The sequence below is a fragment of the Thiorhodospira sibirica ATCC 700588 genome (genome assembly GCF_000227725.2).
Taxonomy (GTDB): Bacteria; Pseudomonadota; Gammaproteobacteria; order Ectothiorhodospirales; family Ectothiorhodospiraceae; genus Thiorhodospira; species Thiorhodospira sibirica.
Genome location: NZ_MU255056.1, coordinates 1994888 through 2015641 on the forward strand (window position 1 = coordinate 1994888; position 20754 = coordinate 2015641).

The following is a 20754-nucleotide window of genomic DNA, read 5'->3' on the forward strand; positions in this document are numbered from 1 at the left end:
GCCTGTTCCCGAGGCCTCCTCTTTGGTAGCTTGCTCTCTTATACATGGATGCTATCTTTATTTTAACCGCAGGGCTGGCGGGGTTAGTCTGTGGAGAAACTGTAAGTCCGGTATCTCTTTGAGGCATTTGGCAGGTAGGGCGGGGTGGATGTCAAGTTCTCAAACAGTGGAAGGCTTGGGACGTGGAGTAATAACGTAGCGAGGAGCGCCGAGTTGCACTCGGCTAGTCGGGATAAGGAGTTAAAAATCAGCCGAGTACAACTCGGCGCTCCAGATAACCACCCCGGCGCTACGCGCCACCCCTCCTTGAATAAGGAGGGGAGTTTTTTATGCGGCATCAAGACGATGCCGCCACTAAATATACTGCTTAAGCCAGTCTACAAAGGAATCGGCCTGGCTGGGGGTGCCAATGGCGCGAAACTGCCAGCCATCGCCTTCGCGTTCCAGTTCGGCGAATAAAAACGAGCGCGCTGAGGCATATTCTTGCCCGCCCGAGAGGTCAAAACGCGCCATTTCATGCCCTTGGGCGTCCACCGCCCGGATAAAGGCATTGCGCACATCGCCAAAGCTTTGCTTGTTTTCGATGCCGTTATAGATCTGGATGATAAATACCAGCTTGTGATACTGCGCGGGTAAGTCGTTGAGCCTGGCGATGATCTGCTCATCATCGCCCTCGCCTTCGCCGGTGCGATTATCGCCCGTCAGCCACACACAGCCGCTGGCGTGACGCAGCGCATTGAAAAACACAATATCGCCGTTGCGCAGCGATTTGTCCTCCTGCTTTTCCCCCAGATTGGCCACCTTGCCTTCGGCATTGCACAAAAAGGCAATCACATCCAGATCATAATCTGCGGCCTTTTGTCCCAGTAGACCGCCCAAAAATCCCCGGCCCTTGGCCTCATTAACATCCCAGCCCAAGCCGATGGTCACTTGCGAAAGATCATAATCGCTCTTGCGCAGACTCACCCCTTGGCCTTTGCGTAAACTCACCGCCATAGCCTTGACTCCTTCTCGTTTAAAAATAGACAACGCACATCAGGCGACATGCACCCCGAATTGCTCGCACAAGCCGTGCAGTCCATCCGCGTTACCCTCGCCGAGGGTCTTAAAAAACCAGCCGTTTTTCTCTTTGTAAACCTCGGCCACCTGCAGCGCGGTCTGGGTAGCGTATTGGCCGGTTAAATCAATACGCGCCAGTTCGGCCTGCGTATCCAGGTCCAGCATACGGATAAAGGTGCCAAACACCCGTCCGAAAGTCTGCTCGCGCAGATCGGCATCATGCAAAGACACCGTGAGTACAATACGCGTGACATGTTCCGGGGCTTTGGCAAGTTCCAGGGTGATGGTTTCATCATCACCCTGCCCCTCGCCGGTCAGGCTGTCCCCGGAGTGTATCGCAGTGCCACACGGTGAGCTGAGCTGGTTATAAAAGATAAAATCCCGATCACTGAGCACCCGGCCTGCCTTGGTCAGTAAAAAAGCGCTGAGATCCAGATCAAAATCCACCCCCTCGGTGATCCGCGCCTCCCAGCCCAGACCGATCAGCAGCCGCTTGATGGCAATGGCTTCGGCGTCTTTTTTGCGATTTTTGAAAAACATGTTGGTATTCCTCTTTCCAGTAACCATGAATTTGCATAAGACTTTGCCAGACTAATAACCTCTGGTAAAGTCTTGGCCCGCATTACAGATTACAGACGGCAGTTTAGCGTCTGTGCCCACGCACCGCCGCTGATTTGCACGGCATCAACCACAGGCATTCTGAAACCATTCATGCAACCACCTTCGATCAAAACGCCCGACAGCCGACAGCCGCGTAAACAGCTTGGTCCGTTATTGCAACTGGCGGGTTTTCTGCGCCCGTATAAAATCCGTCTGCTCTGGGCGGCGCTGGCCTTGCTCACCGGGGCGCTGGGGGTGCTGGCCTTTGGCGGGGTGTTGCGCATGGTCATTGACCAGGGTTTCCGCAGTGGCGATGCCGCCGCCCTGAATCAGGCCCTGCTGTGGCTGTTTGCGGTGGTTATTACCCTGGCGCTGGCCGTAGCGGCACGGGTGTATCTGGTGACCTGGCTGGGTGAGCGGGTGGTGGCGGATCTGCGCAAGGCCGTCTTTGAGCGCGCCTTGCAGCTGGAGCCGGCCTTTTTTGAAAGCACTCGTACCGGCGAGGTGATTTCGCGCCTGACCACCGATGCTGCCCTGATTCAGGTGGTGATCGGCTCAACGCTTTCCATTGCGGTGCGCAATCTGCTGCTGTTTAGCGGTGGGCTGATTCTCTTGATCATGACCAGTCCCACGCTGACCTTGTGGGTGTTGGGCGGGGTGCCGGTGGTGGTCTTGCCGGTATGGATTTTGGGGCGACAGGTGCGCAAACGCTCACGCCTGGCCCAGGATCGGGTCGCCGATATCAGTGCCTATCTGGATGAGACGCTGTATGGCATTCGCACCGTTCAGGCCTTTTGTCATGAGGCTCTGGATCGGCGTCGCTATGCCCAGCATGTCGAGAATGCCTTTGGCGCAGCCATTGCCCGCACGCAGAGCAGTGCTTTGCTTTCGGGGCTGGCGATGTTATTGATGTTCACCGCCGTGAGTCTGGTGTTGTGGGTGGGCGGGCATGAGGTTCTGGCCGGGCGCATGAGCAGCGGCCAACTGGCTGCGTTTGTGTTTTATGCGGTGTTGCTGGCAGGGACCGTCAGCGCCTTGAGCGAGATTGCCAGCGATCTGTTTCGGGCGGCCGGCGCGGCTGAGCGGCTGGTAGAATTGCTCAATACCGAGCCGCATATTACCTCGCCCCCGCAGCCTCGTGCCTTGCTCACCCCCGTTCAGGGCCGACTTGGCTTGGAAAATCTCCGCTTTCATTATCCGGCCCGCCCGGAATCGCTGGCCCTGGATGGCTTTTCCCTAAACCTTGAGCCCGGCCAACAGGTGGCGCTAGTCGGCCCTTCGGGGGCGGGTAAATCCACCCTGTTGCAATTATTGCTGCGTTTTTATGACCCGCAAAGCGGGTGCATCACCTTTGATGGCATCGACATCCGTGAGCTGGATCTCAACAGTCTGCGCAGTCAGATTGCCTGGGTTTCACAAGACCCGGTGATTTTCGGCACCACCGCCTGGGAAAACATTGCTTATGGCCTGGAGGGGGTTGGCGAAGACGCCATTTTAGCGGCCGCCGAGGCGGCCCATGCCCGCGAATTTCTGCAGGCCCTGCCGCAGGGGTTTGACACCTATCTGGGCGAGCGCGGCGTGAGACTCTCCGGCGGTCAGCGCCAGCGCATTGCCATTGCCCGTGCCCTGTTACGCAATCCTGCCGTGTTGCTGCTGGATGAGGCGACCAGCGCGCTGGATGCCGAAAGCGAGCACAGTGTCCAGCAGGCACTGGAGCGCCTGTTAAGCGGTCGCACAGCCCTGATCATCGCCCACCGCCTGGCCACCGTGCGCAAGGCTGACCGCATCGTCGTCATTGACCAGGGACGCCGGGTGGCCACCGGCACCCATAGCGAACTGGTCAAACAGGAGGGCCTCTACCGCCGCCTTGCCAAACTGCAGTTTCGGGATACCGTTTAAACGAAACGGTTACATAACACTGATTCATATCCAATACACGGACATTAACCCCGCACCATGACAGCCTTTGATATTGCCCGCTTCAGCCGGATTCGCTGGACCATTTACACCATTTTGGTCAGCGCCTATATGTTGGTGTTTTTCCACCGCTTTGCTCCGGCGATGGTGTCCGGGGAGCTGACGGAGGCCTTTGCGGTCAGCGCCGCCGCCCTGGGTTCGCTCTCGGCCATGTATTTTTATATCTACACCGCCATGCAGATCCCCGCCGGCGTTCTGGCCGATACCCTCGGCTCACGCTATGCCGTTACCCTGGGCAATCTGGTCGCCGGTATCGGCTCCATCACCTTTGGCCTGGCAGAAACCCTGGCCATAGCCAGCGTCGGGCGCTTTCTTGTCGGTCTGGGGGTATCGGTGGTGTTTGTCGGCCTGATGAAAAGCAACAGCGTCTGGTTTAGCGAGCGGCGCTACGGCAGCATCAGCGGCCTGACCCTTCTGCTGGGCAATCTGGGCGCTATCGCCGCCACCGGGCCACTGGCCTTGATGCTGCTTTATGTGGAGTGGCGCAGTCTGTTTGTGGCCCTGGGCCTGATTGCCATTGCGCTGGCCCTGCTGTCGTGGTGGCTGGTACGCGACCGCCCAGAGCAGCTGGGTTTTCCATCGGTGCGCGAGATGGAAGGATTGCCCGCCCACAACGCCCCGCGCCAGCATTGGCTCAAGGAGCTGCGCGTTGTGTTGGCGAACCGCCGCCTCTGGCCGGGATTTATCTATGACTTTGGCATCACCGGCAGCCTGTTTGGGATGCTTGGGCTGTGGGCGATTCCCTGGCTGCGTGATGTACACGCGCTGAGTCGCAATGAGGCGGCGCTGTATACCACCGTGGCGACCATCGCCTTTGCCGTGGGCTGTCTGTTTGCCGGGACCCTTTCTGACCGGCTGCAACGCCGCAAAATGGTATTGCAAAGCGGCGCACTGGCCTATCTGGGCGTCTGCCTGATGCTTATGTGGCTACCGTGGGGGCCGGGTTTGTCTGGATTATTATTGTTTGGACTGCTGGGGCTGACCGCCAGCGCCTTTGTCGTGGCCTACGCCCATGCCAAAGAAGTCGCCCCCCCGGCCTTTTCCGGCATGGCCATTGCCTTGGTGAATACCGGCCTGTTTCTCGGCGCAGCCCTGTTTCAACCCGTATTTGGCGCCATCATGGACTGGGGCTGGAGCGGCCAGCTTGTTCACGGATTGCCACAGTATGCGCACGGTGACTACCAGCGCGGCCTGTGGCTGCTGGTTGGCTTTGCCAGCCTGGCCACCCTCGCCTCATGGTTTTTTGTCGAAACCCGCTGCCAAAACATCACCACTGTCGCGGCAGCGCGGTGAAATCTTAATCCTCGCGCAGGGCGTGTCCGGTGAGGTGTAAAAATACGTCTTCAAGGTCGGCCAAACGATGCACATAGCGCAGGGGAGTTTGTTGCAGCTGGCTCAGTACGGGTTGCGGATCGTCAAGGTATAGCACTACGCCATCCAGGCTTTGATGGACCCGTTGCGCCAGAGGTGTGGCATGTGCGGCATACCAGTCCAGGGTGCCGGGGCCTTCCACTTCCACCACATGCGGGCTGACGTGGGTATTGATCAGGCTAAGCGGCGGGGCGCAGGCGATGATGCGTCCCTGATCCATGATGGCCACGCGATCACATAGCCGCTGCGCCTCTTCCATGTAGTGACTGGTCAGCACCAGGGTTTTGCCAGCCTCACGCAGTTGCCGCAGCTGCTGCCAGACATGCCGCCGGGCCTGCGGATCAAGCCCGGTGGTCGGTTCGTCCAAAATCACCAGTTCCGGTTCATTGACCAAGGCCCGCGCCAGAGTGACCCGCCGTCGCATCCCGCCGGATAAGGCCCCAATGGCCGCATCGGCGCGCCCTTCCAGCGCGACAAATTCCAGCAAGGCCGCGACCCGCGCCGCTGCCACGGCTTTTGGCACCGCAAAATAATTGGCATAATTGCACAGGTTTTCGCGCACCGTAAAATCGGGGTCGAGATTATCAAACTGCGGCACCACCCCCATGCGCACCCGCGCCTCACGCGCCTGCGCGGGTATCGGATACCCTAAGACCTGCAAACGCCCCCGATCCGGTGGCGTCAGGCCCAACAGCATCCGCAGCGTCGTGGTTTTGCCCGCCCCGTTTGGACCCAACAGCCCAAAACACTCGCCCGGCGTAATCGCCAGGTCCAGCTGATCCACTACATCCACTGCGCCGTAGCGCTTGCTTAGCCCTTCGGCATAGACAACATCCATCGGGACGCCCCTGATTTATGATTCACGCATTCATGATTTCGCGCAGCCCTACCGCAGCAAGGCCACGCCCCCAAACCCGTCTGTGGGTAGCGCAACGCGCACAAACACCCCGGCGGTATCTACATCACATACTCCTGTGCCTGCTGTTTAGCCTCATGTTTCCTGCCGCCCTGCTGGCCCAAGCGCCTGCCGCTGAAGTCCTGCGCGAAACCCCACCGCCAATCCCCTGGTATTATCGAATGCTCATCCCCGAACCGGTGGAAGGCGGTCTTGACTGGGCAGTGCTGGAGCAGGTCAGCGTTATTTATACCCAGCACGGTGAACAAATCGAACACCGCGTGGAATTTAGCGAGGCGGTCATGCAACACCACCGCCGCCGCGTGATCCTAAAAGGTTACATGCTACCCCTGAACGCCCCTGAAGCAGAATCCGCCATACGCCATTTTCTGCTGTCGGCCCTGCCCGCACATTGTCCTTTTTGTATGCCCGCCGGCCCGGCACGCCTCGTTGAGGTGGAAACGGACCTGCCGATGGCCTACACGGATCAAGCCCTCGCCATCGAGGGACGTTTTCATGCCCTGACAGCGGACGCCCAGGGGACTTTTTACCGGCTCACAGACGCACGCCGCTGGCCTTGAATCTGTTTATCAGGAGTTACGCCGTTGGAGACTGCGAAACATATAAAAAATCATGTTTCATCCTTCGCGCCCTTCGCGGCTTCGCGTGACTCTTTAAAGACTGAACGCTGAAAACGGCGGCGCAGCCGCCCCTGAAGGGCTGATCTCACGCGAAGCCGCGAAAAATATAAAATCGAACCTGGCAACATCCATCAGCTAGACGCTAACGGCGTAACTCCTATGTTTATTACGCGTTGAGATGCGTGCGATACCTACTCGCAGGATTCTGTATAATAGCTGACAAACACGCCCCGCGCAGCGATGCAATGCGCCCCTGTTCACGAACTGACCGCCGGATGCTTGAGCCAACCACACCATGACTGCTGAAGTTCGCACCCTGGCTGCCCTGGAGTTCAAAGGGCGGATGATCACTGTCACCGTACTGCGCGTGCTGGAACCTACACTTTCGGTGCTGGCGCGGGATTTGGACCGCCGCCTTGCCGAGGCCCCGGAGCTCTTGCGCGGCTTACCCACGCTGCTGGATCTGGATGCGGTGAGCGCGTCGCTGGATTCGCTGGATATCTGCGGTCTGGTGAGATTACTGCTTGAGCGCGGTATAACGCCTATCGGCGTGCGTTCTCCCAGCGCCCAGATGAGCGCCCTGGCGAAAAAAGGCGGCTTGTTAGCGATCACCTCTGATGGCACAGATGTCATCCGCCGCTTTGCGGAATCCAAGGTGCAAATGACCGCTGCCCCGGTGACACCTGCCAAGTCGCCTGCCTTGCTGATTACCCATCCGGTGCGTTCAGGACAGCAGGTCTATGCCCCGGAAGGGGATTTGATCATTACCTCATCGGTCAGTGCCGGTGCAGAGATTTTGGCCGATGGGCATGTGCATGTCTATGGCCCCCTGCGTGGGCGGGTGATGGCGGGGCTGCGTGGGGATACCAGCGCCCGCATCTTTGCCCTGCATCTGGATCCGGAACTGGTCGCCATTGCCGGGAATTATCGCATCAGTGAATATATTGAAGACCGGGAGCGGGGTGATAATATGCAGGTGTATTTACACGGCGAAAGCCTAAAGATTGAAAAAATCAAGTCCTAGCGAGCGGTACATATCTGGGCGAGTAAGACCTGATAGAACTTTAACATTGACCTCAACGCACGATTTCCTGATTTGTTTGGATTTTGAGATAAATGTGTTAAATTTTCAACCTTTATCAAACCAGTCGTATTGTGTGTGCGATCATTCTGCGTTAAGTTGATTGGCTAAGGTGTGCGGGTGTCGCTTTTCTATTGTCCATTGTTGGAGGTGTTTATGTTGACTCCTTGGGGTGCGCTGTGTCCAAGATAGTCGTTGTTACGTCAGGGAAAGGCGGCGTGGGCAAAACCACGACCAGCGCCTCGTTTGCCACTGGGCTTGCGCAGGCCGGTCACCGCACTGCCGTGGTCGATTTTGATGTGGGCTTGCGTAATCTTGATCTCATCATGGGGGTGGAACGCCGGGTGGTCTATGATTTTGTCAATGTCATTCATGGCGATGCCTCGCTCAAGCAGGCCCTGATCAAAGACAAGCGCGTTGATGGGCTGTATATTTTGCCCGCTTCGCAGACCCGCGATAAAGATGCCTTGAGTCACGAGGGGGTAGGGCGAGTACTCAGTGAATTGGCGGCAGAATTTGATTATGTCATCTGTGACAGCCCCGCTGGCATTGAGCGAGGCGCCTTGATGGCCGCCTATTTTGCCGATGAGGCCATTGTGGTCACCAATCCGGAGGTTTCCAGCGTCCGCGATTCAGACCGGATTTTAGGCATTCTGGCTAGCAAGACCCAGCGCGCCGAGCGTGGTGACTCGCCCATGCCCGGACGGTTGTTGTTGACCCGCTATGCCCCGGCACGGGTGATCAAGGGCGAGATGCTCAGCGTCGATGATGTGCTGGAAATTCTGGCGATTGATATGCTGGGGGTGATTCCTGAATCCTTGTCGGTACTCAATGCCTCCAATGCCGGTTTACCGGTGATCCTGGATGATGACTCGGATGCGGGTCAGGCCTATCAGGACGCTGTGGCCCGTTTTCTGGGTGATGAACGACCCCATCGTTTTATGTCAGTGCCTAAAAAAGGGCTGCTTGAACGCTTGCTAGGGGGATAAATTATGGTAAACAGTCTGTTGAGCTATTTTCAGTCGCAAAATAAGACACCATCCACCGCAAAGCTCGCCAAAGAGCGTCTCCAGGTAATTGTCGCCCGCGAACGCTCGCAGCGTAACGGACCGGATTATCTGCCCTTGATGCAGGAAGAATTGCTCAATGTGATTCGCAAATACGTCCCTGTGGATCGGGATTCGGTGATGATTCAACTGGATCGTGACGGTGATTATGAAATTCTGGAGCTCAATGTCATCCTTCCTGAGCAGGATAACTCCTCCTCTCGCTTTCCTCCTGATTAACCAGCCGAATACTCAATCCTGATCAAGACGGTCTGAGGGTGCTGCGGTGTAGGCATCATACACCGGATGCGGCATGCATTCAGGCCGAGGAAACCTGCATGACAACACAGCCCGAAGCCTCTCCGGTGGCTACGCAACCTGAGACTCTGCAACTGGCCTATATCGGTCTGGGTATCATGGGCCAGCCGATGGCCAGACGCCTGCTTCGGGCCGGTTATCCTCTGCATTTGTGGGCGCGCCGCCCGGCCAGCGCCGCCACTTTGCTCAACGAAGGCGCGCAGTGGGCACCCTCGGTGGCGCAGCTTGTTCAGCGTGCTGATGTGTTGTTTTTAAATGTCTCGGATACCGCCGATGTCGAGCAGTTATTGCTCGGTTCGGGTGGCGTACTGGAAAATGCCCGCCCCGGGCTGATTGTGATTGATCACAGCACCATCTGCCCCCTGGCAACGCGCCGTATGGCCCAAAGCCTGCAACAAGGCGAGATCACCTTATTGGATGCCCCGGTGTCCGGCGGTGAGCAGGGCGCGATTCATGGCACGCTGTCATTGATGATTGGCGGCCATGCAACGGCGTTAGAGCGAGTACGGCCCGTGTTAGCTCACGTCGGCACCACCCTGACGCACGTCGGTGACGTGGGTGCTGGCCAAGTCGCCAAAGCGTGTAATCAGATGCTGGTCGCGCAAATGCTGGTGGCCGTAGGCGAAACCCTGCTCTTGGCAGAAGCCGCCGGGGTTGATCCCGCCAAAGTGCGCACGGCGCTGCTAGGGGGCTTTGCCTACTCCAAAATCCTCGACGTGCATGGGCAGCGGATGCTGGAGCAACAATTTACCCCCGGTTTTAAGGCGGCTTTGCATCGTAAGGATATGGGCATTGTGCAAGACCTGGCCCGCGAGCTGGGTCTGTTTGTACCCGGTTGCACCCTGGCCACGCAATATATCAATGCCGCCGTTGGCCAAGGCTGGGCGGAGCAGGACTCCTCCGTCATTGCGCAGATACAACACGCGTTGTTGCCTAAACTTCCACAATAATGACGCCTGCTGACGCCTCCCTAAGCCCCCAGAGCACCGAACCGCTGCTGGCGGTGCGCGAGCTGTACACCGACCTGCGCGTCGGACAGCAAAGCCTGCGGGCGGTGGATGGCATCAGCTTTACCCTGCATCGTGGCGAAACCCTGTGCCTGGTCGGTGAATCCGGCAGCGGCAAGTCCGTCACTGCCTTGTCCGTGATGCGGCTTCTGGCCGAGGATGTTGCCACGCATCCTCACGGCGAAATCCTGTTTTATCCGCCGGGTCAGCCGCCGCTAAATCTGCTGACCGCTGCTGAGGATACCTTGCGACAGTTGCAGGGCGGGCGTCTGGCGATGATTTTCCAGGAGCCGATGACCTCACTCAATCCGGTGTTTACCATCGGTGAGCAGATTATCGAGACCCTGCGCCTGCATCGTCCCCAGCTTGGCTATTCCCAAGCGCGGGCGTGTGCCATCGAAGCCCTGGCAGAGGTTCAGATCCCGCAGCCGGAAAAACGCATCGATGAATATCCGCACCGTCTGTCAGGCGGCCAGCGCCAGCGGGTGATGATAGCCATGGCCATGGCCTGTGAGCCGGACATCCTCATCGCCGACGAACCGACCACCGCGCTGGATGTCACTGTACAGGCGGAAATCCTGCGCCTGATGCGCGCATTACAGCAGCGCAAGCAGATGGGCCTGTTATTTATCACCCATGATTTTGGGGTGGTCGCACAGATGGCCCACACCGTCGCGGTGATGCAACGCGGCAAAATCGTCGAGATGGGCGCCGCCCACCGCGTGTTGACACAGCCACAACATGCCTACACCCGCAGCCTGATTGACGCCCTGCCCGAACACCTGCCCAGACAGGCCCGCTCGCAGATAGACGTCTCCGATGCACATTACACCCAAGAAAAGCCGTCGCACAACGTGCCGCTATTGCGCCTGCGTGGATTAAAAGTCCATTTCCCGGTACGCAAGGGCTTGCTGCGCCGGGTGGTGGATTGGGTGCGCGCCGTGGATGGCGTTGATCTGGATATTGAACGTGGCCAGGTCATGGCCTTGGTGGGCGAATCCGGCTGTGGTAAAACCACCTTGGGGCGCGCCGTTTTGCGATTGCTCCCCGTCAGCGCCGGATCGATTCAGTTTGCCGGTGCAGAGATTCGTCATGATTCGCGCAAGACCTTGCAACCGCTGCGCCGCCGCCTGCAGGTGGTCTTTCAAGACCCGGCGGCCTCACTCAATCCGCGCTTAAGCATTGCCAACACCTTGCTCGAACCGATGGCGGTACACGGCATTGGCAGCAGCACCGAGGAGCGTTTGGCGCGGGCGCGCCAGATACTCGATCAGGTACAGCTCCCCCCGGATGCCCTGTGGCGCTACCCGCATGAATTCTCTGGCGGCCAAAAACAACGCATCGGCATCGCCCGCGCCTTGGTTCTGGAGCCTGAGTTTATCGTCTGTGATGAGATCACCAGCGCCCTGGATGTCTCGGTGCAGGCAGAAATTTTGCAAATTCTCATGGAGCTGCGCCACAGCCATCGTCTCACCCTGCTGTTTATCACCCACAATATTGGCGTGGTGGAATACTTAGCCGATGAAATGGCTGTGATGTATCAGGGACGCATCATTGAGCAAGGCCCGCCAGACCAGGTTTGCAACCACCCGCAACACCCCTACACCCAAAAACTGCTGGCCGCCGTACCGCGCTTTCAGCGCAATCCATTGCCCGGCTAATCCTGCGATTTTGCGCCAGCAGAGCTGGGGACGATGCCGGCTTCTTCGGGGGTTTGTTCGATGCTGAGCTGACCGACATCATCCAGCACGCTATGGCCGTCGCGTTTACTGTTCAGCTTGATCCGCAAACGCAGATCGTTGACAGAATCGGCGTTGCGCAGCGCCTCGTCGTAAGTGATGTCCCCGCTTTCATAAAGGTTAAACAGCGCCTGGTCAAAGGTTTGCATCCCCATCTCATTGGATTTGGCCATCAGCGATTTCATTTCATGCACTTCCCCCTTGAAAATCAGATCCGACATCAGCGGGCTGTTGATCATGATTTCTACGGCGGGTACGCGTCCCTTGCCGGAGGTACGCTTGATGAGGCGTTGTGATACCACGGCTTTAAGATTAAGCGAGAGATCCATCAACAGCTGCGGGCGGCGTTCTTCGGGAAAGAAGTTGATGATGCGATCCAGCGCCTGATTGGTGCTGTTGGCGTGCAGGGTGGACAGACACAGATGCCCGGTTTCCGCAAAGGCAATGCCATAATCCATGGTTTCCCGATCCCGGATCTCGCCGATGAGAATCACATCCGGGGCCTGGCGCAGGGTGTTTTTCAGGGCGATTTCATAGGATTCCGTATCGACACCGACCTCGCGCTGGTTGACCAGACAGTTGATATGCGAGTGCACAAATTCAATCGGGTCTTCGATGGTGATGATGTGGCCATAGCTGTTTTGATTGCGATAGCCCAGCATCGCCGCCAGTGAGGTGGATTTACCACTGCCGGTGGCACCGACAAAAATAATCAGCCCCCGCTTGGCCATCACAATTTCTTTAAGCTGGCCAGGCAGACCCAGATCGTCAATGCTGGGGATGTCGGAGGTAATAACGCGAATGACCATGCCATTGGTGCCTCGCTGACTAAAGGCATTCACACGAAAGCGCGACACCCCCGGCAGGCTGATGGCAAAATTGCATTCCTGGGTGCTCTCAAACTCCGAGGCCTGGCGGTCATTCATGATGGAGCGCACCAGCACCTGGGTATGCGCCGGTGAGAGCGGCTGATTGGTGATGGGTGTCATCCGTCCATCGACCTTCATGGAGGGCGGCGCGCCTACCGTAATAAATAGATCGGAGCCTTTTTTACTGACCAGGGTGCGCAGCAGGTCATGCATGAAACGTATCGCTTTATCGCGATCCATGGGAGGGGTCCTCGGCGTTTAGCGGTTAGCAGAAACTAGCACTGCTTAAAAGACACTATTTACGGCGGGATTTCAAGGGTTTGTCGGTTTGTTGGTCAGCATTTTTTTGCTTTTGCAGACTACGCTGGGTATTTTTCGCCGGATTGCTGAAAACAAAACGCCCGGCCAGTACGCAGCCTTTCATTCCAGGGTCGCAGGGACGCCCATCCAGGTGATGGCAGCGCCCCTGATATTCATGCGGACATCCCCAGCCGCTCATAACGCCAGCCCCTTGAGCTTAAGCGGGTCATGCGGGTCCAGATCGTCTCTGAAGGGTTTGTGACGATCCAAATGCGTGACTTGATAGACATTGCCGATCCAGTTGTTGATCACCGCCTCGGCCGTATCATGCCAGGTATTATCCAGCCCTTGCAGCAGTAAGACCTCAGGTAAATCCGGCGGCAGGGCCTGGGCCTGCATGGCCTGCTCCACCCGCAGCCGATGTTCTTCGAGAATGGCCTGCATCTGTACCCCGAAATAATGCTCCGGAAACGGCGGATAATCCCGGCGTTCACCGCGCGCAAAGGCGTTGACCTCGCGCTTATATTCCTTGAGCAGACTGATAATGTCGTATTCAGGATGGCCCTGCAGGAAGACGATGCGAAAACCATCCTCACTGACCGCCAGATGCACCCCTGCCTGTTCACTTTCAACCAGCACCTTGATGCCGGCGGCATGAAACTGTGCCCGCGAAATGTCGTTAAAGCGTGAGTGCGGCACATCAAAACGGGTATTCACGCCCAGCACCAGCGGATGCGTACGATCCACCACCTGGTGCGGATACACGCCCCAGAGCTTGGCGCCGCGATGGACCCGATGCTGCTGGTAGCGAAACTGCATCACCGCATGGGTCGCCAGACACGAGCACAGCGTTGAGGTGACATTGGCATAGGCCCAGTCGATCACCTCAATCAGCGGTTGCCAGAAGGGTTCTGCGGATAAATCAGCCTGGGTCACATTGGCGCCGGTAATGATCAGGGCATCCAGCCCTTGCGCCTGGATGTCTGCAAAGCTTTCGTAATATTGCGCAATGTGCGCCTGGCCACGCGGGCCACGGGATAATTGCGGCAGCGTAAACGGGTGCATATAAAACTGCGCAATCTGATTGGCCTCCCCCACCAGGCGGAAAAACTGCCGCTCGGTGGCCTCCAGGGCGGCATCGGGCATCATGTTCAACAGGCCAATATGCAGCGCCCGGATGTCTTGCTGCAAGGCATAATCACGCGGCAGCACCGTCTCGCCTTCGTGTTGCAGGCGGGCAAAGGTGGGCAGGGAACTATGAGCAACCAAAGGCATGATGTTAATCGTCTACTCCCGCACACGCCTCATGCGTTCGCGGGTTTTCAGGCAATCTGGCGAAGGCATCGTGCGTTCGCGGGTGTTAAAGCGACACCTGGAAAGTGTCGCCACGCTTATACGGATTTTAAAGCGACGCCTAGACGGTGTCGCTACGCGCAATGGCGCGTTCAATCAAGGCCAGAAAATCGGCCTCGTTTTTGACGGCCCACAGCTCATCGGTGGTTACGGTATAGCCAAATTCCCTGGCAATGGCCTCATAGCGCGGAATCCGGGCGCAAAACAGCCGGGGAAAGGTCCAGCGTACAAAATCATCAGGATCAATCTGGGCGACATAATCAAGCCCCCGCTCGGCCAGATAGATGGCCAGCTGCTCATCTAAAAACGCCTCCCGATAATATAACGGCTTGGGGTCCGCCTCGGCGCGGCGAATCAGCTCCTGCTCATCGTTGCGGCTGGCCTGAATATATAAAATCAGCGTATGTTCTGCCAACAGGCGCATCACCGCAGGGTCATCGAGTTCGCTGACACTGCCGCCACCGTCAATAATGACCCGCTCATAGCCGTAGATCTCATGGGCTTTGTGGATAAACTCCGGGACATCTTTCATCGCTGCAATCTCAGCCTGGCGGTGCAGTTCCTGGCGGCGCTTAAATTCCGGCAAGGACAAACCGCTCTGTTCCGGATTGCCCAGCTTGCCCAGAAAACTGGAGACCGGGTTAAGATTATCCACGGTGATATTATTGACGATGTAAATCGAATCGGTGCGCAGCAGATCACGCAAAAATGGCACCTGCATCGCCTGGCGCTTGATATTGTCCAGAATCGGCTCATCTAAATAGCGGGTACCGATACGATAATCGCCCGAATAATGAAACCAGTCATAGCGGCGCAGCATCTGCGCCAGTTGTGTCTTGCCAACCCCGGACATTCCCAGCAAGGTGATGGATTTATGCTTCCAGGTGCGAAAGGCATGGGTGGATAATTTCACGAAAAAGACTCCAGCAACTCAAATCAGCGAATTTAGTTGACGCCCAGACACCAGCGCCGCCGCACATCCCGCAACAATAAAAATACCCACGGCCATAAGGCCATACTGGTGAGCACGGGGCCCCAGTACAGCGAGGTTTGCGGGGCACGCCCCATCATTCCGTAAACCCACAGCAGCAACAGCAGATGAATGGCCAGCATCAGGCCGATGGCAAAGGATTGCTGCCAGAGCGGAAAAACGCGGATACGCTGATGAAAGCGCAAGGTGAGGTAGGCAATGACGGCAAAACCCAGGGCATGTTGCCCAAGCAGGGTGCCTTTGATGATATCCAGCAACAACCCCAAAATCCAGGCATAGCCCACGCCAACACGACGCGGCAGCGCCATGCTCCAGTAAATCACGACCAGCGCGACCCATTCCGGCCGCCACAGCACCGCCCATTCCGGCAAGGGAACGATGGTCAGCATGAACGCAATGATAAAGGTCAGCGGAATGACGAATAAAATGGCGTGCGGGTTGCTCAAGGTTATCAGCTTAACGACATGGGAAACATTCAGGAATCGCTGGCATCGTCTGAGGCTGCATCATCACCGGCCTGTGGGCGAATCAACAGCACCTCGCGGGAGCGATCCAGCAGCGCAAAGGGACGTGCCTCAATCATCGCAAAGGCCTCGCCGGGGACGCGCTCCACGCGGGTAATGCGCGCCACTGGATAATCTGCCGGAAAACGCCCCCCCAGGCCCGAGGTACTGATGGTATCACCCACCTCAATATCTTCACTCGGCGGAATATAGCGCAGTTCCAGACGCTGCGGATGACCGGTTCCCACCGCCAGGGCGCGCAGCCCGGTGCGGTTAACCAGCACCGGCAAGGCATGACTGGGATCTGAAATCAGCACCGCAATACTGTGCAAGGCATTGACCTCCAGCACCTGCCCGACGACCCCCTGGGCGTTGATCAGCGGCTGGCCTTCATAGACCTGATGCAGGCGACCCTTGTTCAAGACCAATTGCTGACGAAAGGGGTCCAAATCAACCGCCAGCAATTCGGCAATCAAAACCTCGGTACGCAACCGTTGCGAGGTATCCAGCAACTCACGCAAGCGGGCATTTTCCTGCTCCAGCGCCTCAAATTGCAACAACAGGGCGTGCAGATGCGTATGCTCCTTGCGCAGGCGTTGATTCTCCTGAATCAGTAGCTGGCGCAGGGCAAATTGTTCGGTCAGCCAAATGCCAGCACGGATCGGCAAATCCACCGCATACTGGATCGGATACATGACCAGGGCAAGCGTTGCTCGCGCCTCCTGCAGGTGCGGCAGGCGATGATCTACGGTCATCAAGGCCATGGATAAAAAGCCAAGCACCGCCAGACGAGCAAATGGAGAAGGGCCTAGATTGAAAAGCGGTGTTTTAATAAAAGACCTGCTATCAAGAACATGCACCAAGGTGCGCACGGTTCTCTTCCTGTCCCGGGGTGCTCGGCATGTGTTTGGAGCAGACAGGCATCACCTTCCCGACTACGGCAGGAGCCCTTCCTGCCACAGTGCCGCCGTTACCGGACGGACTTGCCACGGGTAGCGCAGTTACGGTTGCGAGCCGTTATGGATGGTGTAGCAAACTCAACTGATGCCCGCTTGATCTTTTGCAGCCCGGCGACGACCGGCTAAACAACATGTTGCCCTTATTCGACCGAGAAAAAATCCGCGCCGTGTTCGTCCATCATCTCCAGAATCCGGCCACCGCCGCGTGCTACACAGGTCAGCGGATCATCGGCGATGACCACCGGAATACCGGTTTCTTCCATCAGCAGACGGTCAAGATCACGCAGCAAAGCCCCGCCGCCGGTCAACACAATCCCGCGCTCGGCCACATCCGCGCCCAGTTCGGGCGGTGTTTGTTCCAAGGCGGTACGCAAGGCGCTGACAATGCCGTGCAAGGATTCCTGCAAGGCTTCCAGGATCTCGTTGCTGTTGAGGGTAAAGCTGCGCGGCACCCCTTCAGCCAGATTGCGCCCGGTGACCTCAATTTCCAGAAGCTCTTTGCCCGGATAGGCCGAACCGATCTGATGCTTGATCCGCTCTGCGGTGGCCTCCCCGATCAACATGCCATAATTGCGGCGCACATAAGAGACAATCGCTTCATCAAATTTATCGCCGCCAATGCGTACCGAGGCCGAATAGACAATGCCATTGAGCGAAGTCACCGCAACCTCAGAGGTGCCACCGCCAATATCAAGCACCATCGAACCGCGTGCCTCATCTACCGGAATGCCGGCGCCGATGGCTGCTGCCATCGGTTCTTCAACCAAAAACACCTTGCGTGCCCCCGCCCCTGCAGCGGATTCACGAATCGCCCGGCGCTCCACCTGCGTTGCCCCGCAAGGCACACAGATCAACACCCGTGGACTGGGGCGAAAAACGCGATGCTGATGCACCGCCTTGATAAAGTGCTGAAGCATCTTCTCCGTGGTGGTAAAGTCAGCGATCACGCCGTCTTTCATGGGACGAATCGCGACAATATTTTCCGGGGTGCGCCCCAACATCTTCTTGGCTGCTGTCCCGACCGCCGCGATGGAACGCGGCCCGCCGGGTCCGCGATCCTGACGAATCGCCACCACAGAAGGTTCGTTGAGAACAATCCCTTTGCCACGCATATAAATCAGCGTATTAGCTGTTCCCAAATCAATGGATATATCGTTTGAGAGGAAACCGAAAAGCCGGTCGATCATGAGTCGTAAATTAGGATCGGTGAAAGGAAAGGCGCTACTGTAACAACGCCTGAGGTTTTGAGCAAGGCTATCTTGGCATTTCATGCCGTTTCTTCCAGAAAAACCCGCGTGCAAAGCGCTTAAGGGCGCCGCACTCACGCTCTGCATAGAATATGCCGCATTTCCCAGGTAGCGCTTACTCAAGCGCACAGCTGGAGCGGTTCGGATGATCGCTACCATGCGCCATGGCCATGCTACCGGGCCATCGTGTATCATCAGTTTGCGCGGGAAACCTCGGCCCTTCAGGCCGGGGAGGGATAGCGCAGCGCGCAATGTGTTAACCGCCGGGCTGGCGGGGTTAGTCTGCACAGAGAACGTAAGTCCCGTGTTGCTGTAAAGCGGCATCGGCTGATCTCGTTGAAACAGAAAGTCCTGATCGTGAGGTTAGGAATCCCCCGCCTTCAGGCGGGGGAGGATGTCAACGTAAACAATGCCTGCAGGACCGGCTTGCCTTTGCAGGCAGCCGTATAAAAACACGGGTATTTTGATGGTGATGCGCCCGAAGGTCCTGCGGGGGTGTTGTCGTGGAGAAAGGTTAATGCTGAGAAAAAAATCTGGGTTGATGGCGGCGCTGGCAGCGGGGCTGGCGTTGCATGTGGGTGTGGGCACAGCGCTGGCGGCGGATGGGTATCACAGCCGTTATGCGGAGCGTTTTCAGGCGTTACCGGCGTTGCCGCCGATTCCAGCCAATAACAGTTTAACCGCTGAGAAGGTGGAACTTGGCAAGATGTTGTTTTTTGAGCCGCGTATCTCGGCCAGCGGGGTGATCAGTTGTGCGACCTGTCATAATCCGGCGCTGGGCTGGAGTGATCGTATCCCGCGGGCCGTGGGCCATGCCGGTCAGGTGGGTGAGCGCAATACGCCGACGGTATTAAATTCGGGATTTTTCACGGCGCAGTTCTGGGATGGACGTGAACCAGATCTGGAAGGTCAGGCGCTTGGGCCCATTGAAGCCGAGGTGGAAATGAATATGCCGCTGGATCAGGCGCTGCAGCGGATCAAGGAGTTTGAGATCTATCATGAAAAATTTGCGGAGGCCTTTGGCGGCGCGCCTGGCGAGGCGATTACCCTGGCCAATGTCGCCAAGGCGCTGGCCAGTTTTCAGCGCACGCTCAATACGCCCAACTCGCCCTTTGATCGTTATCTGCAGGGGGATTTGCAGGCCTTGAGTGATTCACAAAAGCGCGGCATGGCAGCCTTTGTCGATAACGGTTGCACCGCGTGTCACACTGGCCCGGCATTGACCGATAGCCTGTTTCATCGCATTCAGGTGCCTGGCTCTAGTGATTTGGGTCGTTATCTGGTGACGGGGGATGAAAATGATCAGTATCGGTTCAAAACGCCGACCTTGCGCAATGTGGCCGTGACCTATCCTTATTTCAACAATGGCGCTACCGCCACGCTGGAAGAGGCCACGCAGATCATGGCGCGTGAGATGTTGGGACGTGAGTTTGATGAACAGACCATCAAGGATGTGGTGGCCTTTTTGCATTCCCTGACCGGGGAAATGCCGGATGTGCAGGTCCCGGCGCTGCCCTGAACGCGGCTTTTAATCAGTGCGGCATGTTCGTTTTAATGCCGCACCGCGTTACAGCCAACACCCAAAAACGCTTCCCTGCCAAGGAGGCGACCCACCGTTTATTCATCAGAACGAGCGATTAAAGCGGTATGCGCGAGCGCTCGATCTGAATCCCCACTTCACGGGCACTGGACAACGCACCCGGCTTACTTAAACTCAGGCGCAGTCGGCTAATCGCAAACTCATGCAGCAGGGTATTGGCAATGTGTTCGGCCAGTGCCTCCATCAATTGAAACTGATGCTGATCAAGCAGCGTGCGCACCCGCTCGCTGATCATGACATAATCCAGCGTATCGGCAATATCATCGCTGTGTGCCGCCGGACGAATATCTGTCTCCAGCTCAAGATCAAGGCGCAAGGTCTGACGGATGCGCTGCTCCCAGGCATGCACCCCAATCACCGTTTCAATACGCAAGTCACGAATATAGATAGTATCCATGGAATGCGACTATACGCTAAAACCCCTCAAGACCGCCACAGCGAGCCCGCACCATTGGCCATTGCAATGTGATGTGCCGAACGCCGCTGGCCGTATTGCGATAGTAAAACGCTGCCGCCCCTTCGTGCTGCGCGGGCTTTGGTGTTTGCAGCGTGGATGCCGGGAAATCCACAACAAGGGATGGGAAAATGGATAAAATGGCACGCGGATTAACCGGGTTGTGTCAAGCCTTGGCCTTAAGGCTGGGGAGGATGGCGCGTGGTGGCGGACGCACCCTGCGTTCGCTTTTGTACAGCGACACCTGGAAGGTGCCGCCACGCACTACCACGCTGGAGTGATCCGGTCTGCGGCGAAGGTGTTTTTGACGGTGATTAACTTTTTACAAACGAGGAGGGCGTGGGTCGTGATGGCCGCGTGAATGAGTGATGCAAGAAAGGCTTTCTCATCAAGAAGAGGTTGATGCACAGGTACGTTTGACAGCGAAGGCGGCGGCGCATGTGCGCAGGCAGTTGGCACAAGATGCCAAGGCCATTGGGCTGCGGGTGGGGGTAAAGCGTACCGGCTGTTCGGGCTGGGCGTATGTGGTGGATCGGGTGTATGCCGCGCAAACAGATGATGTGGTGTTTAACGATGCCAGCGGGATTGATATTTATGTGGCTTCACAAAGTCTGGAGATGTTGCGCGGTCTGGAGGTGGATCTGGTGCGTAAGGGGCTGACCGAGCAGTTGCAGTTTAATAATCCCAATAGCACCAGTCAATGCGGGTGTGGCGAAAGCTTTGCGGTGTGAGACCGCGCCTGGC

At 57.3% G+C, this 20754-nt stretch carries 21 protein-coding genes; 10 read left to right on the top strand and 11 right to left on the bottom strand.

Translation table 11 applies throughout. The annotated features are described in order from the left end of the window. Window positions 1-354: 354 nt before the first annotated feature. On the bottom strand, window positions 355-996 hold the full coding sequence (locus tag THISIDRAFT_RS09380) for a TerD family protein (RefSeq protein WP_006787912.1): 642 nt from the start codon (window positions 994-996) through the stop codon (window positions 355-357). Window positions 997-1035: 39 nt separating this feature from the next. Continuing rightward, entirely contained in the window at window positions 1036-1599 is a 564-nt protein-coding gene (locus tag THISIDRAFT_RS09385) for a TerD family protein (protein WP_006787913.1), read from the bottom strand. 171 nt (window positions 1600-1770) lie between these two features. On the opposite strand from THISIDRAFT_RS09385, the gene THISIDRAFT_RS09390 reads away from it, so the two are divergent. Together THISIDRAFT_RS09390 and THISIDRAFT_RS09395 are read left to right on the top strand one after the other, a co-directional pair. Continuing rightward, complete coding sequence (locus THISIDRAFT_RS09390; RefSeq protein ID WP_006787914.1) at window positions 1771-3558, top strand: ABC transporter transmembrane domain-containing protein; 1788 nt, start codon at window positions 1771-1773, stop codon at window positions 3556-3558. A gap of 57 nt (window positions 3559-3615) precedes the next feature. After that, window positions 3616-4929, top strand: coding sequence for an MFS transporter (locus THISIDRAFT_RS09395; protein ID WP_006787915.1), 1314 nt, complete (start codon window positions 3616-3618; stop codon window positions 4927-4929). Between the two features lie 4 nt (window positions 4930-4933). Here the strand turns inward: THISIDRAFT_RS09395 and THISIDRAFT_RS09400 are convergent, their stop codons facing one another. After that, window positions 4934-5845 (bottom strand): ATP-binding cassette domain-containing protein, encoded by a 912-nt coding sequence (locus THISIDRAFT_RS09400; RefSeq protein ID WP_006787916.1) that lies wholly within the window; start codon window positions 5843-5845, stop codon window positions 4934-4936. 155 nt (window positions 5846-6000) lie between these two features. On the opposite strand from THISIDRAFT_RS09400, the gene THISIDRAFT_RS09405 reads away from it, so the two are divergent. The 6 genes from THISIDRAFT_RS09405 (at window position 6001) to THISIDRAFT_RS09430 (ending at window position 11656) form a co-directional block, all read left to right on the top strand. Continuing rightward, window positions 6001-6483: a DUF3299 domain-containing protein gene (locus THISIDRAFT_RS09405; RefSeq protein ID WP_050984906.1), complete on the top strand. Its 483-nt coding sequence runs from the start codon at window positions 6001-6003 to the stop codon at window positions 6481-6483. Window positions 6484-6838: 355 nt separating this feature from the next. Beyond that, window positions 6839-7567: a septum site-determining protein MinC gene (gene minC, locus THISIDRAFT_RS09410; protein WP_006787918.1), complete on the top strand. Its 729-nt coding sequence runs from the start codon at window positions 6839-6841 to the stop codon at window positions 7565-7567. 236 nt (window positions 7568-7803) lie between these two features. Then, window positions 7804-8613 carry a septum site-determining protein MinD gene (gene minD / locus THISIDRAFT_RS09415; protein ID WP_040852664.1) on the top strand — a complete coding sequence of 270 codons (810 nt, stop codon included), beginning with the start codon at window positions 7804-7806 and terminating at the stop codon, window positions 8611-8613. 3 nt (window positions 8614-8616) lie between these two features. Beyond that, complete coding sequence (gene minE, locus THISIDRAFT_RS09420) at window positions 8617-8910, top strand: cell division topological specificity factor MinE (protein WP_006787920.1); 294 nt, start codon at window positions 8617-8619, stop codon at window positions 8908-8910. Window positions 8911-9008: 98 nt separating this feature from the next. Next, the gene (locus THISIDRAFT_RS09425; RefSeq protein ID WP_006787921.1) at window positions 9009-9938 is read left to right on the top strand and encodes an NAD(P)-dependent oxidoreductase; all 930 of its coding nucleotides are present in this window, start codon (window positions 9009-9011) and stop codon (window positions 9936-9938) included. Beyond that, a complete protein-coding gene (locus THISIDRAFT_RS09430) occupies window positions 9938-11656 on the top strand; it encodes an ABC transporter ATP-binding protein (RefSeq protein WP_006787922.1) in 1719 nt (572 codons plus the stop codon). Before THISIDRAFT_RS09425 ends, THISIDRAFT_RS09430 begins: the two co-directional genes overlap by 1 nt. Here THISIDRAFT_RS09430 and THISIDRAFT_RS09435 read toward each other — a convergent pair. From THISIDRAFT_RS09435 to THISIDRAFT_RS09465, 7 genes are all read right to left on the bottom strand, one after another. Next, window positions 11653-12843 (bottom strand): PilT/PilU family type 4a pilus ATPase, encoded by a 1191-nt coding sequence (locus tag THISIDRAFT_RS09435; protein WP_006787923.1) that lies wholly within the window; start codon window positions 12841-12843, stop codon window positions 11653-11655. The two genes, THISIDRAFT_RS09430 and THISIDRAFT_RS09435, sit on opposite strands and share 4 nt — an antisense overlap. Window positions 12844-12898: 55 nt before the next feature. Beyond that, window positions 12899-13102, bottom strand: coding sequence for a hypothetical protein (locus THISIDRAFT_RS09440; protein ID WP_006787924.1), 204 nt, complete (start codon window positions 13100-13102; stop codon window positions 12899-12901). Next, on the bottom strand, window positions 13099-14178 hold the full coding sequence (metA, locus tag THISIDRAFT_RS09445; RefSeq protein ID WP_006787925.1) for a homoserine O-succinyltransferase MetA: 1080 nt from the start codon (window positions 14176-14178) through the stop codon (window positions 13099-13101). Before metA ends, THISIDRAFT_RS09440 begins: the two co-directional genes overlap by 4 nt. A 139-nt stretch (window positions 14179-14317) precedes the next feature. Next, window positions 14318-15109, bottom strand: coding sequence for an ATPase (locus tag THISIDRAFT_RS09450; RefSeq protein WP_418896143.1), 792 nt, complete (start codon window positions 15107-15109; stop codon window positions 14318-14320). 92 nt (window positions 15110-15201) lie between these two features. Next, window positions 15202-15693 carry a rod shape-determining protein MreD gene (gene mreD, locus THISIDRAFT_RS09455; protein ID WP_006787927.1) on the bottom strand — a complete coding sequence of 164 codons (492 nt, stop codon included), beginning with the start codon at window positions 15691-15693 and terminating at the stop codon, window positions 15202-15204. A 29-nt stretch (window positions 15694-15722) separates the two neighbouring features. Continuing rightward, window positions 15723-16622: a rod shape-determining protein MreC gene (mreC, locus tag THISIDRAFT_RS09460; protein ID WP_006787928.1), complete on the bottom strand. Its 900-nt coding sequence runs from the start codon at window positions 16620-16622 to the stop codon at window positions 15723-15725. Between the two features lie 227 nt (window positions 16623-16849). Further along, window positions 16850-17896 (bottom strand): rod shape-determining protein, encoded by a 1047-nt coding sequence (locus THISIDRAFT_RS09465; RefSeq protein WP_040852666.1) that lies wholly within the window; start codon window positions 17894-17896, stop codon window positions 16850-16852. A gap of 601 nt (window positions 17897-18497) precedes the next feature. On the opposite strand from THISIDRAFT_RS09465, the gene THISIDRAFT_RS09470 reads away from it, so the two are divergent. Beyond that, window positions 18498-19475, top strand: coding sequence for a cytochrome-c peroxidase (locus tag THISIDRAFT_RS09470; protein ID WP_040852509.1), 978 nt, complete (start codon window positions 18498-18500; stop codon window positions 19473-19475). A gap of 118 nt (window positions 19476-19593) precedes the next feature. Here THISIDRAFT_RS09470 and folB read toward each other — a convergent pair whose 3' ends face one another. Next, window positions 19594-19953 (bottom strand): dihydroneopterin aldolase, encoded by a 360-nt coding sequence (gene folB / locus THISIDRAFT_RS09475; RefSeq protein ID WP_006787754.1) that lies wholly within the window; start codon window positions 19951-19953, stop codon window positions 19594-19596. Window positions 19954-20378: 425 nt separating this feature from the next. On the opposite strand from folB, the gene THISIDRAFT_RS09480 reads away from it, so the two are divergent. Further along, window positions 20379-20741 (top strand): HesB/IscA family protein, encoded by a 363-nt coding sequence (locus THISIDRAFT_RS09480; protein ID WP_006787752.1) that lies wholly within the window; start codon window positions 20379-20381, stop codon window positions 20739-20741. Window positions 20742-20754 lie beyond the last annotated feature (13 nt).

Excerpts from the sequence above, each read along its gene's own strand:
- THISIDRAFT_RS09380 (WP_006787912.1), bottom strand. The coding sequence starts at position 996 with ATGGCGGTGAGTTTACGCAAAGGCCAAGGGGTGAGTCTGCGCAAGAGC.
- THISIDRAFT_RS09385 (WP_006787913.1), bottom strand. The coding sequence starts at position 1,599 with ATGTTTTTCAAAAATCGCAAAAAAGACGCCGAAGCCATTGCCATCAAG.
- THISIDRAFT_RS09390 (WP_006787914.1), top strand. The coding sequence starts at position 1,771 with ATGCAACCACCTTCGATCAAAACGCCCGACAGCCGACAGCCGCGTAAA.
- THISIDRAFT_RS09395 (WP_006787915.1), top strand. The coding sequence starts at position 3,616 with ATGACAGCCTTTGATATTGCCCGCTTCAGCCGGATTCGCTGGACCATT.
- THISIDRAFT_RS09400 (WP_006787916.1), bottom strand. The coding sequence starts at position 5,845 with ATGGATGTTGTCTATGCCGAAGGGCTAAGCAAGCGCTACGGCGCAGTG.
- THISIDRAFT_RS09405 (WP_050984906.1), top strand. The coding sequence starts at position 6,001 with ATGTTTCCTGCCGCCCTGCTGGCCCAAGCGCCTGCCGCTGAAGTCCTG.
- minC (WP_006787918.1), top strand. The coding sequence starts at position 6,839 with ATGACTGCTGAAGTTCGCACCCTGGCTGCCCTGGAGTTCAAAGGGCGG.
- minE (WP_006787920.1), top strand. The coding sequence starts at position 8,617 with ATGGTAAACAGTCTGTTGAGCTATTTTCAGTCGCAAAATAAGACACCA.
- THISIDRAFT_RS09425 (WP_006787921.1), top strand. The coding sequence starts at position 9,009 with ATGACAACACAGCCCGAAGCCTCTCCGGTGGCTACGCAACCTGAGACT.
- THISIDRAFT_RS09430 (WP_006787922.1), top strand. The coding sequence starts at position 9,938 with ATGACGCCTGCTGACGCCTCCCTAAGCCCCCAGAGCACCGAACCGCTG.
- THISIDRAFT_RS09435 (WP_006787923.1), bottom strand. The coding sequence starts at position 12,843 with ATGGATCGCGATAAAGCGATACGTTTCATGCATGACCTGCTGCGCACC.
- THISIDRAFT_RS09440 (WP_006787924.1), bottom strand. The coding sequence starts at position 13,102 with ATGAGCGGCTGGGGATGTCCGCATGAATATCAGGGGCGCTGCCATCAC.
- metA (WP_006787925.1), bottom strand. The coding sequence starts at position 14,178 with ATGCCTTTGGTTGCTCATAGTTCCCTGCCCACCTTTGCCCGCCTGCAA.
- THISIDRAFT_RS09450 (WP_418896143.1), bottom strand. The coding sequence starts at position 15,109 with ATGTCCGGGGTTGGCAAGACACAACTGGCGCAGATGCTGCGCCGCTAT.
- THISIDRAFT_RS09465 (WP_040852666.1), bottom strand. The coding sequence starts at position 17,896 with ATGATCGACCGGCTTTTCGGTTTCCTCTCAAACGATATATCCATTGAT.
- THISIDRAFT_RS09470 (WP_040852509.1), top strand. The coding sequence starts at position 18,498 with ATGGCGGCGCTGGCAGCGGGGCTGGCGTTGCATGTGGGTGTGGGCACA.
- folB (WP_006787754.1), bottom strand. The coding sequence starts at position 19,953 with ATGGATACTATCTATATTCGTGACTTGCGTATTGAAACGGTGATTGGG.
- THISIDRAFT_RS09480 (WP_006787752.1), top strand. The coding sequence starts at position 20,379 with ATGCAAGAAAGGCTTTCTCATCAAGAAGAGGTTGATGCACAGGTACGT.